This is a genomic window from Streptomyces sp. NPDC050619, from assembly GCF_040654815.1.
Lineage (GTDB): Bacteria > Actinomycetota > Actinomycetes > Streptomycetales > Streptomycetaceae > Streptomyces.
The window spans coordinates 37,225-53,014 of record NZ_JBFAIR010000057.1; the positions used below are offsets into that span (position 1 = coordinate 37,225).

General features: G+C 71.3%; 15 protein-coding genes. 5 read left to right on the plus strand and 10 right to left on the minus strand.

What is annotated here, in order from left to right; all coding sequences use genetic code 11:
* Nucleotides 1-64: 64 nt before the first annotated feature.
* Complete coding sequence (locus AB0I77_RS49315) at nt 65-286, minus strand: hypothetical protein (protein ID WP_363289531.1); 222 nt, start codon at nt 284-286, stop codon at nt 65-67.
* Between the two features lie 240 nt (nt 287-526).
* Here AB0I77_RS49315 and AB0I77_RS49320 point away from each other — a divergent pair, with 240 nt between their 5' ends.
* From AB0I77_RS49320 to AB0I77_RS49330, 3 genes are all read left to right on the plus strand, one after another.
* Nucleotides 527-976 carry an ATP-binding protein gene (locus tag AB0I77_RS49320; RefSeq protein ID WP_363289532.1) on the plus strand — a complete coding sequence of 150 codons (450 nt, stop codon included), beginning with the start codon at nt 527-529 and terminating at the stop codon, nt 974-976.
* 214 nt (nt 977-1,190) lie between these two features.
* Nucleotides 1,191-2,048, plus strand: coding sequence for a SigB/SigF/SigG family RNA polymerase sigma factor (locus AB0I77_RS49325; RefSeq protein ID WP_363289533.1), 858 nt, complete (start codon nt 1,191-1,193; stop codon nt 2,046-2,048).
* Nucleotides 2,049-2,147: 99 nt separating this feature from the next.
* Nucleotides 2,148-2,579 carry a hypothetical protein gene (locus tag AB0I77_RS49330; protein ID WP_363289534.1) on the plus strand — a complete coding sequence of 144 codons (432 nt, stop codon included), beginning with the start codon at nt 2,148-2,150 and terminating at the stop codon, nt 2,577-2,579.
* A 15-nt stretch (nt 2,580-2,594) separates the two neighbouring features.
* Here the strand turns inward: AB0I77_RS49330 and AB0I77_RS49335 are convergent, their stop codons facing one another.
* The 3 genes from AB0I77_RS49335 to AB0I77_RS49345 all read right to left on the minus strand — a co-directional run bounded on the left by AB0I77_RS49335 (nt 2,595) and on the right by AB0I77_RS49345 (nt 6,908).
* A complete protein-coding gene (locus tag AB0I77_RS49335) occupies nt 2,595-4,844 on the minus strand; it encodes an FUSC family protein (protein ID WP_363289535.1) in 2,250 nt (749 codons plus the stop codon).
* 130 nt (nt 4,845-4,974) lie between these two features.
* Nucleotides 4,975-6,351 carry an NAD(P)/FAD-dependent oxidoreductase gene (locus tag AB0I77_RS49340; protein ID WP_363289547.1) on the minus strand — a complete coding sequence of 459 codons (1,377 nt, stop codon included), beginning with the start codon at nt 6,349-6,351 and terminating at the stop codon, nt 4,975-4,977.
* A 191-nt stretch (nt 6,352-6,542) separates the two neighbouring features.
* Nucleotides 6,543-6,908: an STAS domain-containing protein gene (locus AB0I77_RS49345; protein WP_363289536.1), complete on the minus strand. Its 366-nt coding sequence runs from the start codon at nt 6,906-6,908 to the stop codon at nt 6,543-6,545.
* Nucleotides 6,909-7,084: 176 nt separating this feature from the next.
* Between AB0I77_RS49345 and AB0I77_RS49350 the strand changes: the two genes are divergently transcribed.
* Nucleotides 7,085-7,441, plus strand: a complete 357-nt coding sequence (locus AB0I77_RS49350; protein WP_363289537.1) for a PRC-barrel domain containing protein — start codon at nt 7,085-7,087, stop codon at nt 7,439-7,441.
* A gap of 39 nt (nt 7,442-7,480) precedes the next feature.
* On the opposite strand, the gene AB0I77_RS49355 is transcribed toward AB0I77_RS49350, so the two are convergent.
* Nucleotides 7,481-7,915, minus strand: a complete 435-nt coding sequence (locus AB0I77_RS49355; RefSeq protein WP_363289538.1) for an ATP-binding protein — start codon at nt 7,913-7,915, stop codon at nt 7,481-7,483.
* Between the two features lie 194 nt (nt 7,916-8,109).
* On the minus strand, nt 8,110-10,026 hold the full coding sequence (locus AB0I77_RS49360) for an AMP-dependent synthetase/ligase (RefSeq protein WP_363289539.1): 1,917 nt from the start codon (nt 10,024-10,026) through the stop codon (nt 8,110-8,112).
* Between the two features lie 155 nt (nt 10,027-10,181).
* Between AB0I77_RS49360 and AB0I77_RS49365 the strand changes: the two genes are divergently transcribed.
* Nucleotides 10,182-10,415, plus strand: coding sequence for a DUF6480 family protein (locus AB0I77_RS49365; protein ID WP_363289540.1), 234 nt, complete (start codon nt 10,182-10,184; stop codon nt 10,413-10,415).
* 22 nt (nt 10,416-10,437) lie between these two features.
* Here the strand turns inward: AB0I77_RS49365 and AB0I77_RS49370 are convergent, their stop codons facing one another.
* The 4 genes from AB0I77_RS49370 to AB0I77_RS49385 form a co-directional block, all read right to left on the minus strand.
* Nucleotides 10,438-11,526 (minus strand): glutamate--cysteine ligase, encoded by a 1,089-nt coding sequence (locus tag AB0I77_RS49370; RefSeq protein WP_363289541.1) that lies wholly within the window; start codon nt 11,524-11,526, stop codon nt 10,438-10,440.
* A gap of 107 nt (nt 11,527-11,633) precedes the next feature.
* Nucleotides 11,634-13,844, minus strand: coding sequence for a 1,4-alpha-glucan branching enzyme (glgB, locus tag AB0I77_RS49375; protein ID WP_363289542.1), 2,211 nt, complete (start codon nt 13,842-13,844; stop codon nt 11,634-11,636).
* 4 nt (nt 13,845-13,848) lie between these two features.
* Nucleotides 13,849-15,210, minus strand: coding sequence for a maltokinase (locus AB0I77_RS49380; protein ID WP_363289543.1), 1,362 nt, complete (start codon nt 15,208-15,210; stop codon nt 13,849-13,851).
* 28 nt (nt 15,211-15,238) lie between these two features.
* A partial coding sequence (locus AB0I77_RS49385) for an alpha-glucosidase C-terminal domain-containing protein (protein ID WP_363289544.1) occupies nt 15,239-15,790 on the minus strand: 552 nt, incomplete at its 5' end.

The window sequence follows — 15,790 nt, forward strand, 5'->3', positions numbered from 1 at the left end:
CCCGGCCGGGGCGATCGTCAATCAGCGCGTCCGGCGACGGCCGGTGCGCGCAGGCGCCGGGCCCTCACTCCTCCTCGTCGTGCCGGCCCGGCGTGAGGATCTCGTCCAGCACCCTCAGTACGGCCTCGTAGGCCAGGTTGCGCACGGCCGCGTCACGGGCCCCGTCCGGGTCGGCCGATCGCAGGTCCTCGTGGCGCTCCCGCCATGTCTGCCGCTCTTCCTCCGCACAGGCCCTGGCGCGCTGCATGCGCCGCAACAGCTCGTCTGAGTCCACCACATCGGTCATGGCATCCGCGTACCCCGCAAACTCGATCGAATGGGTGGCTTCCGCCCCCATGACGAAGGTTTGGCAGGCCAAGGAGAGGTCAGCCGAAGAGGAGAGAAACCGCGGAGGCCCGCGCAGCGTGGGACGAACCGCTGCGGCGGGCGGGACAGCCGCCATGTCCGCGAGCGCGGGTGCCCGGACGCGGCCGCCGCGGACGGGGTCGGGTCCGACCTCATTCTTCAGCGATCAGGGAGTCAGGGCATGTGCGAGGAGCACAGGACCGAATTCGCCCTCGAACCGCTCGGCGCCGACCGGCGCGGGCCACCCCGGCCCTGCAAGCCGGCCGAGGCGCGCAGGGCCGTGGAGCGGGCCGTGGCCGAACGCTGCCGCGCCACCCACACCCGATGCGACGCGGACGCCCTCTCCGACGCCGTGCTCGTCGCCTCGGAACTCACGACCAACGCCATCCTGCACGGCGGTGGCGTCACGGACTTCCACGTCGACGTCTTGGGTCCCGGCACGGACGTGCGCCTGTCGGTGAGCGACCGCAGCGACGAACTGCCGGTGGTCCACGCCCCGGTGGACCGGCAGGGGCGGCGGCGGGTCGGCGGCCACGGCTGGCCCATCGTGTGCCGGCTGGCGCACGACGTCCGGGTGACCGACCTGCCGGCCGGCGGGAAGTGCATCACCGCAGTGGTGACCCTGACCTGACCGTCCTCGACATCTTTGACGTCCTGAACGTCCTGAATACTTTCCGCAACGGGAGTTTGGTCCCAGGACGGCAGGGCATTCGCAGTTTCGTGCTTCGGACCGGAGGCGCGCCAGCGGGAGCGGTACGGCTGCCCCGGGGCCCCCTTCCAGGCGATCCGGGCAGCCACCGTCCCGCGGCAGTTCCCTGAACCGACCGCTTCAGGAGCGATTCCGCATGCTCATCGACATATCGACAAGCCGTCCCGGCACGCCCGCTCAGCCGACCGCTCCCACCCGGCGCCGCCACGACGACGCCCCCGACACCACCGCCCTCTTCGTCCGGCTGGCCGCCCTGGAGGACGGCCCCGAACGGGACGCCGTCCGCGACGAACTCGTCACCGCGTGGCTGCCCATGGCCCACCGGATCGCCGGCCGGTTCCGCGACCGCGGCGAGTCGGTCGAGGACCTGCGGCAGGTGGCGGCACTGGGGCTGGTGAAGGCGATCGACCGGTTCGAGCCCGAACGCGGCGCCTTCGAGAGCTACGCCGTGCCGACCATCACCGGCGAGGTCAAGCGGCACTTCCGGGACCGGATGTGGGCGCTGAGGGTGCCCCGCCGGGTGCAGGAACTGCGCAACAAGGTCCGGGTGGCCCGTCGCGAGCTGACCCAGAACCCCGGTTCCCCCGAACCCTCGGCCGCCGACATCGCCGCCCACACCGGGCTGACCGAGGACGAGGTCACGGCGGGCATGGAGGCGCTCGAAAGCTTCAGCACCCTGTCCCTGGACGCCGAACTCTCCACCGGCGACGACGGCTACAGCCTCGCGGACACCCTGGGCGCCTCGGACACCTCGTACGACGTCGTGGTCGACCGCGAGTCCGCCAAGGAAGGCCTGCGCCGCCTGCCCGAACGCGAGCGCGCCATCCTCTACATGCGGTTCTTCGAGGACATGACCCAAAGCCGTATCGCCGACCGGCTCGGCATCTCCCAGATGCACGTCTCCCGGCTCATCAGCCGCAGCTGCGCCCGGGTACGCGACGAGGTGCTGGGACAGCACACGAGTAATCGCGGCACCGACGGACGGGCGGCCTGAACGAACGAGGAACGGGACGGTGCTGTTCGCAGTGGTCTTCTTCGCCACGGCACACCGACGGCGGGTCTGAATCAGCCGCGCACGGGGAACCCGGACCAGATGAACGAACCCGAGCTTCCGCCGGACGGCCGGGCCGTGGACGTCTACCTCGGCCTGCTGCGCATCCGTATGGACAACGAGGACTACCAGCTGCTCCTCAGCGTGGTCGAACCGGTGCTGCGGGCGATCGAGGAACAGCACCTGCCCGAGCTCGACTTCGCCTTCGACGAGACCCGCGCCGAGGGGCTCTCCCAGGAGATCCGTGACGAGGCCGCCCTGGTCATCGCGACCGCCGTCACGGGCAGACTGGACAACGAGGTGATCGAACTGCACATCGAGGACACCGGACCGGTCAGGGTGGTCACCGACGCGGCCACCGCGTCCGACCCGGTGCGCCTGAGCGAGATCGCCGACTTCATCCGCGAACGGCAACGGACCAATGAGGAACTGCGCGGCATCGCCGAGGTGAGCGACCTGCCCACGGACATCTGAGCGAGGCGCCCGCCACTACCCCTGTGGCGCGGCGACGGGAACGCCCAGCGGACGGGCCAGACCGGCCACCGACTCGTCCAGGCGCTGAAGATGCCGCAGCACGCGGTCGGTGACCCGGCCGTACCTCGGTGTGCCCGGGATCTCCGGCTCCAGGAGCGAGGCGATGCTCCGCCCGGTCTCGATCTTGGCGGCGGCCTCCTCGCCGCCGACGCGCGCGGAGATCGCCCCGATGTTGTGCGCGATGCGCCGGCCCGCCCGGCGCAGCCGCGGATCCGCCGCGATCGTCGGGTGGGTGGGCAGCAGCTCGGCCGTCGCGGCCAGCGAGCGCGCGTGGTACGCACAGGTCTCCAGGAGCGCGACGACGTACCGTGCGGTGTCGCGCCGGGCCCGCAGCGGCGTCACCGGGTGGGTGAGCGGCTGGGTGGCGGCCCGCAGATCGGCCAGTGCCTCGTCCAGGTCGCGCGCCTTGTCGAGCAGGTCCACCGGAGGGCCGCCACTGAGCTGTTCCACGGCCACCTCGGTGACGTCGGCGAGCCGGTCCAGCACGGTGACCAGGAGCTCGTTCGTACGGCGGTCCGTGTGCACCGGCAACACGAACGCCGCCGCGACGACCCCGCAGGCCGCGCCCAGCGCCGTCTCCTCCACCCGCAGGACGAGCACCGAGAGGCTGTAGGTGTGCAGCAGGGTGTAGAGCACGCCCAGGGCCGCGGTGACGAAGAAGGACATCAGCGTGTAGGACAGGGGCGCGGTGTAGAACATCGCGAACACGCACAGCAGCACCACCGCGAACGCCGTCCAGGTGTGCTGACCCACCAGGCCCGCCAGGACGATGCCGGCCACGACACCGAGCACGGTGCCCACGAGCCGGCGGTAGCCCTTGACCAGGATCTCGCCCGTGGATGCGGTGTTGATGAAGACGATCCAGCAGGTCAGCACCGCCCAGTACCAGCGCTGGCTGGAGAGGAACTCGCCGCCGACCATGGCGAGCGAGGACCCCACGGCGACCTGGACGGCCGCCCGTGTGGTGGGCCGCCGCAGCCCCGTGAGCTCCGCTTCGTCCCCTTCCCCGTCCTCGCCGGCGTCGATGGCGGCGTCCTCGGCGTCCAGTTCCTCGCGCGAACGGGCCGTCGCCGGGGTGTCGTCCGACTCGTCCTGGGCCCCGCCGAGGGCGATCCGCAGTCCCAGCACCGCGCGGGCGGCCTCGCCGATGCCCCGGAAGACGTCCTGGACGGCGACCGGGGCGGGGGGCAGGTTCTCCTCGTCGCGGTACCCGAGCAGCCGGTTGCGCACGTGGGACAGCCCGGTCCCGGTGTTCTCGGTGACGGGCCGCAGCACGAGCATGCGCAGCGCGTCGAGGTCACGGCGCAGGGTGGCGGTCGCCTCGTCCGGGACGGGCAGTCGACTCTCCGCCGGCACGGGCGCGCCCGGCAGATGCAGGGTCAGCGTGTTCGCCCGCTCGGCACTGCGCGCGGTCAGCAGCAACAGGCCCAGCCGCTCCGCGGCGATCTCGGCGTCCGCGATGCGGCGCTGCACGAGCCGCGCCGTGGCCGCGTCGGCGGTGCCTTCCTCCAGCCGGGCCTGGATCATCATCGCGGTCTCGTTCAGCCGGGCGGTGCCGCCGCGCAGATCCTCCAGCGCCTTCTCCACCTCGTCCGGCCCGGCGTCGAGCAGGGCGAGCTGGGCGGCCACCAGCTGGGCCAGCCGGGCCCGGAAGGCCTCGCGCAGCCGCTCCAGGATGCCCGCGGGCGTCTGGGGCACGAGCGCGAACCGCGCCAGCGCGCTGCTGACGAAGGCGATGCCGAGAGCGCCGTACAACTCGGGCAGACCGGAGACCGTGACGCCGACGAACAGGGACAGGAAGTAGACCTGGAAGCCGATCAGTCCGAGCGCGGTGCCGCGGTCGCCGAACCGGCGGCCGTACACGGCGCAGAAGATCAGCGCGAGGAAGAACAGGTCCCCGGCCACCACCCGCGAGCTGAGCAGCGCGCCCAGCGTCACGGCGGCCAGCGCCACCGGCAGGCCCAGGGCCAGCGTCACGGCCTGCGGACCGCGCTGTTTCTCCCGGATGGCGAAGGTGGCGACCATCGCCGCCATGGCCCCCGCCACCAGATGCGTGACATCGGCCCCCAACAGGGCGAGTACGGCCAGGGTGAGGGCGATGGCGGCCACGGTCCTGAGCCCCGCGGCCAGTCGCAGCAGTCCGGGATCGGATGCCGCGACGCCGTCCCGCAGCCGTGCCCGTACCGACCCTCCCGCTGCCTTCACGCCGCCGTACTCACTCCCTTTTCACGTCCTGTTGCACGTCATGATCCCCGCCATCAGCATGGCACGGACCGCCGACCGGCTTGGAGCCGGTCGGCGGTCCGGGGCGGTTCACGTCATTTGTGTGGAAGCGTCACTGCTCGATCCGCTCGGAGCCCTCGACATGGGCCCGCACCTGTTCCGGTGTCAGGCAGGCGGAGACGGCCTCCATGTCCTTCAGCTTGAGGGACCTGCCGGTCTGGAAACCGGTGCGGACGAAATCGTCGCCGGCGACCGCGTTGAGCACCCAGTTCGTCATGACCCGGGTCTTGGCGACGTTGGTGCGCAGCGCCGACCAGTGGTAGCCACGGGCCACGGCCTGGGCGGGCACACCGCGCAGTTCGATGCCGAGCGGCTTGGAGACGGCGTCCTTGCCGCCGAGGTCGACGACCAGACCGAGATCCTTGTGGACGTACGGCTTCATCGGCTGGTCGCGCAGCGTCGCGATGACATTGTCGGCGACGTGCTTGCCCTGCCGCAGGGCGTGCTGCGCGGTGGGCGGGCACATCGCGCCCTCCACACCCTTGGCCTCGTCGGGCACCGCGGCGGCGTCGCCGAGCGCGAACACCCCGTCCTGGCCCGGCAGGTTCATGTCGGTGGTGACCGCGAGCCGCCCCCGCACGGTCTCCGCTCCGAGCGTGGCGATGAGCGGGCTCGCGACCACACCGGCGGTCCAGATCAGGGTGCGGGTGGGGATCACCCGGCCGTCGGTGAAGGTGACCTCCTCCGGGCCCGCCTTGTCGATCGAGACCCCGAGCGAGATCTCGATGCCGCGCCGGCGCAGGATCTCACTGGCGCTGTGGCCGAGCTTGTCGCCCAGCTCCGGCATCAGCTTCGGGGCGATGTCGATCAGATGCCACTTGATCAGGCCCGGGTCCAGGCGGGGGTAGCGCTTGACGGCGGCGTGCGTGAGGCGCTGGAGACAGGCCGCGGTCTCGGTGCCGGCGTAGCCGCCGCCGACCACCACGAACTGGAGCCGGGCGGCGCGCTCGGCCGGGTCGTCGCTGGCGTCGGCGAGGTCCAGCTGGGAGATGACGTGGTCGCGGACGTACGCGGCCTCGGCGAGCGTCTTCATGCCGAAGGCGTGGTCGGTGAGGCCGGGGATGTCGAAGGTGCGGGTGACGCTGCCGGGGGCCAGCACGATGTAGTCGTACGGCTCGTCGACGATCTGGTCGGTGATGGTGCGGATGACGCAGACCTTGGCCTTGAGGTCCACGCCGATCGCGCCGCCCGGAATGATCCGGGTGCGGTACTTCTTGCTGCGGCGCAGCGAGACGGCGATCGACTGCGGCGTCAGCACGCCGGATGCGACCTGGGGCAGCAGAGGGAGGTAGAGCTGGTAGGCGCGGGGTGTCACCAGGGTGACATCGGCCTCGTCGGGGGAGAGCTTGCGTTCCAGACGGCGGACGCACTCCACGCCGGCGAAGCCTGCGCCAACCACCAGGATCCTGGGTCGTGTCACGGTGTTCATCCCTTTCTGCGGCTCCAGGCGGTCTGCCTCGAACGTCATTCACCTGCCCGTGGATCGCTGCTTCGCACCTCATCGATCCCACCGCCGTGCCGGCCGCTCCGCCGGCCGGGCACGGCAGGCAGCCGAACGCCTCGAGCACCACCATGCCCGCCCGGTGGCCGAAACGCACCGGGCGGGAGGGAAAGAAGTGATCACAAATCCCTCAGGCGCGCGAGGGCCTCGTCGATCCCCTCCGAGACCGGCACCGTGATGCTGACCCCCGTGAGGTCCAGGATGCGTCGTACGGGGGACGTGGGCGAGATGATCTGCACACTTCCCGGGAGGCCGCGGACCTCCTGGTACACGCGCAGGATGATGTTCATGCCGGACGAGTCCATGAACGGAACGGCCGAGAGATCGAGCAGGAAGTGACGCCGGCCGTGGTGGAGTTGGTTGGCGAGGTGGTGCTGGAACTCCGTCCCGGTGTCGACGTCCAGGTAGCCTTCCACCCTGATCAGGGCCACGTCCTCGCGGGGCAGGGTGACCTCGACGGACAGCGGGTTCTGGGCAAGGGTCACGAGTACCTCCAACGGGTGCTGACGGCCCCGGCCGGTTACCCGTGAACCGGTACGGCATGCACCCGAATGCGCGTGCGGGAGACGGGTATTTGGTGCTGTGAAGGCCGAGGGGCGTCGATCGCCCGTCCGTCGGCCCCTGACCACGACCGGTGAACCACTTGGGAAGAAGGGGCACCGTGGCCGTTGACAGAATCTGGTCGTACGCGCCGGACAGCGGGTACGCCGAGGGGCAGGACCTGACGGGCTTCGCCGTCGCCGCCGCCGACGGCACCCTCGGGCGGGTGGACCGGCAGGCCGGACCCGGCGGGATGCGGCACCTGGTCGTCGACACCGGCGTCTGGCTGTTCGGCCGGAGCGTCCTCGTTCCCGTGGGCGTCGTCACCGCCGTCGACACGCGGAGCCGGAAAGTCACACTGAGCTGCACCCAGGCAGAGGTGAAGGCCGCGCCCCGCTTCCAGACCGACAGCGAGACCCGAGACCCGGCGTACCTCACCGCCGTAGGTGACTACTACGACTCTCACGGCCGTACGTGATCACTACGATCGCCCGGCCCGCAGCCGAAACCCCGGCGCTCACCAGGGCAGAAAGACGTGCACATCCTTGCCGTGGTCGTCCGCGACCACGCTCACCTGGTCGCACAACGCGTGGATCAGGTGCCAGCCGATACCGCCTCCGCCGTGCCGGGGATCGAAGGGGCGCGGCGCCGGGGGCGTGGTGCTGGTGTCGTGCAGCGTCACGTGTACGCCGTCGAAGGTGCGGCGCATCCGCAGCGAGAAGGGGCCGGGGGCGTACTGGACCGCGTTCGCGGCCAGCTCCGTGACGACCAGCAGGATGTCGTCCCAGTACTCGGGGGCGGCCGGCGGGGAGGCGCGTGCGAGGTCACGCAGGAACCGCTCCGCGGCGAGGCGCGCACTCGTCACGTTCTGCGGCTCGCCCGCAAAACTGGTGCTGCGGCTCGGGATCGCCTCGGAAGCCAGTGTCTTGTCCCAACGCGGCTCGGTCGGCATGTCGTCTTTCCGGCCCGGCGTCAGCAGGGCTGTGTCCTCTCGGCTGCTGTCGTGTCCGCTGCTCTCGTGCCCGTCCTGGCCCTCTCTCTGTCTCTCGCTGGTCTCTCGCGTCGCACTGTTGCGTGTTCCCGTGGGCGCGGAGGCTACGCGTTCTTCGTCCCCGGGGTCGGCGACGGCAGGCGTGCGCCGCCCCCTCACCGGAACACGTTGTCCGCGTCGTCCCAGTTCGACAGTTCGTCCGGCACCTCACGCCGCACGCCGCTTCGCCTGCCGCCCGAGCGCGCCTGGTACATCGCGTCGATCTCGAACGCGTAGGTCTGCACGATGCGGTCCCGGCGCAGCTTCATCGAGGGCGTCAGCAACCCGCTGGCCAGGTCGAACGGTTCCGGAAGCACACGGAACACCCGGACGGACTCCGAGCGCGACACGGCGCTGTTGGCCGCCGCCACCGCCCGCGCGATCTCCTCCCGCAGGGCGTTCTCCTCCCGGGCCTCCCGGCTCGGCGTGTCGCTCTGCAGCGCCAGGCCCGCCCGCCAGTGCGCGAGGAACTCCGGGTCCAGGGTGATCAGCGCGCCCACGCAGGGCCGGTTGTCGCCCACGACCACCGCCTGGTGGATGAGCGGGTGCATCCTCAGCCGGTGTTCCAGCAGGGCCGGCGCGACGCTCTTGCCGCTGCTGGTGATGATGATGTCCTTCTTGCGGCCGGTGATCGTCAGATAGCCCTCGGGGTCCAGCCGCCCGATGTCCCCGGTGGCCAGCCAGCCGCCGTGCAGCGTGGACCGCGTCGCCGGCGCGTCGCCCACGTAGCCCTGGAACACCGACGGCCCGCGCACCAGGATCTCCCCGTCGTCGGCCACCCGGATGTCCGTGCCCGGCAGGGCCTGTCCGACCGTCCCGGACTTCTCCCGGCCCAGCGGCTGCATCGTGATCCCGCCGCAGGTCTCCGTCAGCCCGTACCCGTCGTGGACGTAGATGCCGATCCCCTCGTAGAAGAGGGAGAGATCACGGCCCAGCGGCGAGCCGCCCGAGGTGGCGCGGCGCGCCCTGCCGCCGAGCGCGCCCCGCAGCTTGCGGTACACCGTGCGTTCGTACAGGGCGTGCTGGAGACGCAGATCGAGGCCCGGCCCCGGTCCGTCGCCGAGCCGCTGCCGCTCGCAGGCCGCGGCGAAGTCCCGTGCCGTCTCGGCCGCCCGCTCGAACAGCGCGCCCCGGCCCGCCTGCTGGGCCGTGCGCAGGAAGGTCTTGTAGATCTTCTCGAACATCGACGGGACGGCGTAGAAGTAGGTGGGGCGGAAGGAGCGCAGCGCCGACGACAGCGCCTCCTCGCTCAGATCGGGTTCGTGCCCCATGAGCAGACCGCCGCGCACGCACAGGCACTGGATCATCAGGCCGTACACATGGGAGAACGGCAGAAACGCGAGGACGGACGCCTGCTCTCCCCGCGGTGCCGTCGTGTGCCGCCAGCCCGCGAGCAGGGTGTCGCAGGGGCTCGCCAGACCGCGGTGGCTCAGCGCGCACCCCAGAGGATGGCCCGTCGTACCGGAGGTGTAGGCGACGACGGCCGTGGAGTCCGGCAGCACGATGCGGCGCAGCGAGTCGATTGTGGCCTGCGGGATGAACTCGCCCCGCGCCACGAGTTCCTCGAGCGCCCCCGCGTCCAGCTGCCAGACGTGCCGCAGCCGGGGCAGGGCCGCGCACACCGAGCCGACCGTCATCACCGTCGGCTCGTCCTCGACCACCACGGCCACGCAGCCGGCGTCCCGGAGGATCCACTCGACCTGGTCGCGGGAGGACGTCGGATAGATCGGGACGATCTCGGCGCCCACGGCCCACAGGGCGTAGCTGAGAACCGTCCACTCGTACCGCGTGCGGGCCATGATCGCCACGCGGTGTCCCGGTGAGATGCCGGACGCGACCAGCCCCTTGGCCAGGTCCACCACCGCGTCCCGCAGTTCTACGGCGGTCACCTCCTCCCAGGCTAAGGAGGCGGCGTCGAGGCGGCGGGCGATCAACGGCAGGGTGGGGTCGAGGGCCGCCGTCTCGAAGACGCTGTCGGCGAGACCGCCGGTCATCGACGAGGCGGACGGGGGAGCGAGGGCGAAGTCGCGCATGCGCTGCTCCTGACGTGTACGGGGTGTGACTCCGCCGACGAGCACAGTCATCATCTGCGGTGCCCGAATCTAGTCGAGGCGGCAGTGCGGGGTGCCGGGATTGGAGAACTGGCCCGTCCTCGATGATCTCGGCGGGTTCGGGGGACTCGGACGGCATGACTCATTCGAATCCCGATCCCGATCCCGATCGCACCACCGGTCTGGAGCCGGGCGGCTCAGTGCCGCCGGGCGAGACCCCGCCGGCCGAGAGCAGCCTGCCGGAGGCGGGCCCCAGCCAGACGCACAATCCGCCCAAGGGCTGGTCCAAGGCGCCGCTGGCCGTGATCCTCGTCGTCGTAGTCCTGATCGCGGCGTTCTTCCTGGCGTACGCCATCGCCCTCATGGTGTGAGTGCTACGTCGTGCGGGGCTGCTCACACCTGCGTATGGCGCACGCACTCGGTGACGACGTCCCGCAGGCTCCCGGTCCGCTCCATCAGCTCCCGCTGCACCTGGGCGCCATTGCCGCGTCGCAGCTGTTCGGCGCAGGCCTCGCGGGCCCGGTCGAGGTCGCCGTTGTCGGCGAGGGCGTCCCCGATGTGGTGCAGCAGGGCCCGCACCACCGTCTCGGCGGGCAGGCGGCGCATGGTCGCCGGGTGGAGCAGTTCCTCGGTCAGTCCGGACCGGGCGGCACGCCAGGCCGCCAGCCGCAGCAGGCTCACGCTGTGCCCCATCGGCTCCCGGCCCGCCCGCCACTGGCGCGCGGCGGTCTCGACGAGGCCGCGGGCGAGGGTGGCGACGAGTACGGCGGTGTCGGCGTGCAGGCAGACGTCCGCGACCCGGATCTCCACCGTCGGGTAGCGCCGGGACAGCCGGGCGTCGAAGTAGATCATGCCCTCGTCGAGGATCACGCCGGTCGCCACCATGTCGGCGACCCTGCGGTGGTAGCGCTCGGCCGAGCGGAAGGGCTCGGTGGGACCGGCCGACGGCCACCGTTGCCACACCCGGCTGCGGTAACTGCTGTAGCGGGTGTCCTTGCCCTGCCAGAACGGTGAGTTGGCGCTGAGCGCGGACAGTACCGACAGCCAGGGCTGGATCCGGTCGACGACGGCGACGGCCTCCTCGTCGGACTCGACGGAGACATGGACGTGACAGCCCAGGACGAGTTGTTCCTGGGTGGCGATCCCGTACTGCCGCGCCATCCACTGGTAGCGGCGGCCCACGCCCACGGCGGGGCTCACGGGCAGCGGTGACGTGGCCAGCGCGGCGACTGTGCAGCCGCTCTCCCCGGCGTGCCGGGCGGCCTCCTTGCGGCAGCGGAGGATCTCCGCCCGCAGCTCCTCCATGCCCGACTGCGGATGCGTCGCGAATTCGAGCATCTGGTTGTGCAGTTCCTTCTCGAAGACGTGCTGATCGGGGTCGTCCAGCGCGGCGTGGGCGAGGACCGCGGAGGACCGCGCCTGCGGGTCGCCGGTCTCCGGGTCGACCAGGAGGAGCTCCTCCTCCACTCCGACGGTGCGCACGTGATGCAGCCTTTCTGTGTCCCCTTGGCGACGACGAGGATTGCTCGGTCGTACGACCCCGACTGCCCCTCTCGGGACGTTCGAACACGTGCCGCCGCCACGGGTCCTCAGCTGGGCGGCGGTACCAGCCACACCGTCGCGAGGGGCGGCAGCGTGAGCCGGACGGTGCCGTCCTCCGTTTTGATCGGATCGGGGTGGACGAGATCGCTGCCGCCGTACCGCGCGGCGTCGGTGTTGAGCGCTTCGTGCCAGAGGGGGATGCCGTCGGGGACGGAGAGCCGGTAGTCGTGGCGGACGACGGGCGAGAGGTTGGAGACGGCCAGCAGGGGAGTGCCCTCGGCGTCGAAGCGCAGGAACGCGAAGACGTTGTCCTCGGCGGCGTCACCGACCACCCACCGGAAGCCGGCCGGGTCGGTGTCCCGCTGCCACAGGGCCGGGGTGCGGCGGTAGACGGTGTTGAGGTCGCGGACCAGGTCCCGCACGCCCCGGTGGTCGGCCTCCGCCGAGTAGGCGGGGTCCAGCAGCCACCAGTCCGGCCCGTGCGCCTCCGACCACTCGGCGCCCTGCGCGAACTCCTGGCCCATGAAGAGGAGTTGCTTGCCGGGGTGCGACCACATGAAGCCCAGATAGGCGCGGTGGTTGGCGCGTTGCTGCCACCAGTCGCCCGGCATCTTCGACACCAGCGCCTGCTTGCCGTGGACGACCTCGTCGTGCGAGATCGGCAGGACGTAGTTCTCGCTGTAGGCGTACACCATCGAGAAGGTCATCTCGTTGTGGTGGTACTTGCGGTGCACCGGCTCGTGGCTGATGTACTCCAGCGAGTCGTGCATCCAGCCCATGTTCCACTTCAGCCCGAAGCCCAGACCGCCGCTGTCGGTGGGCCGGGTCACCCCGTCCCAGGCCGTGGACTCCTCGGCGATCGTCACCACGCCGGGCGCCCGCCGGTACACGGTCGCGTTCATCTCCTGGAGGAACGCCATCGCGTCCAGATCCTCGCGGCCCCCGAACACATTGGGCGCCCACTGGCCCGAGTCCCGCGAGTAGTCGAGGTAGAGCATCGAGGCCACGGCGTCCACGCGCAGGCCGTCGATGTGGAACTCCTCGCACCAGTACACGGCGTTGGCGACGAGGAAGTTGCGCACCTCCACCCGCCCGAAGTCGAACTCGTACGTCCCCCAGTCCGGATGCTCCGCCCGCCGGTCGTCCCCCGGCTCGTACAGCGGGTCCCCGTCGAAGCGGGCCAGCGCCCAGTCGTCCTTCGGGAAGTGCGCCGGCACCCAGTCCATGATCACGCCGAGGCCGGCCCGGTGCAGGGCGTCGACCAGGTACCGGAAGTCGTCCGGTGTGCCGAGCCGTGCCATCGGCGCGTAGAACCCGGTGACCTGGTAGCCCCACGAACCGCTGAAGGGGTGCTGCGCGACCGGCATCAGCTCGACATGCGTGAAGCCCAGGTCCCGCACGTACGACGGCAGTGCGTCCGCGATCTGGCGGTACGTCAAACCCGGTCGCCAGGACGCCAGATGCACCTCGTACACGGAGAACGGCGCCTCGTGCACGGGCACGTCCCCGCGCCGGGCCATCCACTCCTGGTCGCCCCACTCGTACCGCGAGGAGGTCACGATGGACGCCGTGTCGGGCGGCACCTCGGCGCGGCGGGCCATCGGGTCGGCCTTGAGGAACCGGCCGCCGTAGCGGGAGGTGATCTCGAACTTGTACCGGGCGCCCTCACCGATGCCCGGCAGGAACAGCTCCCACACGCCGGACGCCCCGAGGGACCGCATCGGGAACGCCTGCCCGTCCCAGAAGGTGAACTCCCCGGCGACCCGCACTCCCTGGGCGTTCGGCGCCCACACGGTGAAGCGGGTGCCTCTCACGCCCTGGTGGGTCATCGGCTCGGCGCCGAGCGCCTTCCACAGCTGCTCGTGCCGCCCCTCACGGATCAGGTGGAGGTCTGTCTCGCCGAGGGCGGGCAGGAAGCGGTACGGGTCGTGCACCTCCTGCTCGCCGTCCGCGTACGCCACCAGCAGCGTGTACGCGGGAATCGCGGCGAGCGGCAGGACGCCACAGAAGAGACCGTCTCCCTCCGAGGCCAGTGGTGTGCGCTCGCCGTCGACCACGACGCTCACCGAGCGGGCGAACGGGCGCAGCGCCCGGAAGACGATGCCGCCCGGGACCGGGTGGGCGCCGAGCAGCGCGTGCGGATCGTGGTGGGCGCCCGCGAGCAGACGCTGCCGGTCGACGGCGTCCAGTGGGGGAGCCGTACCGCGGGGGGTCGGTCCGGAGGGCTCGGGCAGCGGGGTGTCGTCGCGCAGGGCCACGGGTTCAGTCTCCTCTCACGGCGAGACGCTCGATCGCCGCCATGGGTACGGGGAGCCAGTCCGGGCGGTGCCTGGCTTCGTAGAGCACTTCGTACACGGCTCGGTCCGTCTCGTACGCCCGCAACAGACCGTGCTTCTTGCGCGGATCCCAGCCGGCGCGGAAGGCATAGCCCGCGCAGAAGGCCTCCCGGCAGCGGCGCGCCCACTCCGGACGCCACGGCCGGCGCTGCCGGGCGGCGTAGTCGAAGGAGCGCAGCATGCCGGCGATGTCCCGGACCGGGGAGTGGGCGCTGCGCCGCTCGGCGAGCGGACGGGACGGCTCGCCCTCGAAGTCGATGACGAACCACTCCCGGCCGGCCCGCAGCACCTGCCCCAGATGCAGGTCGCCGTGGATGCGCTGGGCCGGCGGCCCGGGATCGCAGGTCGCGAGCGCGCCGAAGGCGGCCCGCAGCCCGGGGACGAACGGTTTGAGCGCCGGCACACAGTGCGCGGCGCAGTCCAGCCGCTCGGTCATCGCCGCCGCCGTACCGCCGTTCTCGCAGTGGGTGTCGGCGGGGAAGGCCGAGGCCAGCGCGAGATGCACCTCCGCCGTGGCCTGCCCCAGCTCGCGTGCCCGCACGGTGAAGTCGGCACCGGTGGCGAGCGCGCGCAGCGCCAGCGTCCAGCCGTCGGACGCGTCGCGCAGATACGGCTGGAGCACGCCCAGCGTCGCCTCCTGCGGATGCCTCGTGCGAAACCAGGCCACGGGGGCGGGCACCCGGCGGCAGCCCTGCCCGGCCAGTGCGCCCGGCACCTCCAGGTCGGGGTTGACGCCGGGCTGGATGCGCCGGAAGACCTTCAGGATGAACTCGTCGCCGTACACCAGCGAGGAGTTGGACTGCTCGGCGTCCAGCAGACGCGGCGGCAGCCCGGCCGGCACCGATATGGACGGGTCGCACTCGAAGCGCAGGGGACCGGCCCTGCCCGGGTACCGCAGCCGGTCCAGGAGCAGCTGCGCCGACCGGGGATCGCGCAGCGCGTCGTAGACCGCCAGACCGGCCAGCGGTCCCTGTGTCGCCCTGCCGATGAGCGCCCGTCCGAGGCGGGGCGACAGGTGCTCCCGCAGACCGAGCAGCAGCTGGTAGCAGTCCCCGGCCGGGGTGCCGCCGCCGGGGGTCGGCATCCCCGCGGGACCGGTCTGCACCAGCAGATGCAGACAGTCCGGGAACAGCTCGGTCATCGACAGCAGACCGAGATCCGTGACGGGCCGGTCCTTGCCCGCGAACCAGCGCTGCCTGGGCAGCCACTCGCGCAGCATTCCGTCGAGCGAGACCATCGGGTCGGCGACGACGGTACGTCTGGGGCTGAGGGATGCGGTCTTCGGCATGGTGACGCGTCCTTTCGTCGGCACACGCTCAAAGTCGTCGACCGATGCGGGATGCGACTCGGGAGAGCCGGAACCAGTAGAAGCCGTGGCCGCCGAGGGTGAGCAGATACGGCAGTTCACCGATGGCCGGGAAGCGGACCCCGCCGAACAGTTCGACCGGGTGCCGCCCGTCGAACTCACGCAGATCGAGCTCGGTCGGCTGCGCGAACCGGGCGAAGTTGTTCACGCACAGGACCAGGTCGTCCTCGAACTCCCGCAGGAAGGCCAGCACCGCCGGGTTGGAGGACGGGAGCTCGGTGAAGGAGCCGAGGCCGAAGGCGGGGTTCTGCTTGCGGATCTCGATCATGCGGCGGGTCCAGTGCAGCAGCGAGGAGGGCGACGACATCGACGCCTCGACGTTGGTGACCTGATGGCCGTAGACCGGGTCCATGATGGTCGGCAGGAACAGCCGGCCGGGGTCGCACGACGAGAAACCCGCGTTGCGGTCCGGTGTCCACTGCATGGGGGTGCGGACGGCGTCGCGGTCGCCGAGCCAGATGTTGTCGCCCATGCCGATCTCGTCGCCGTAGTAGAGGATCGG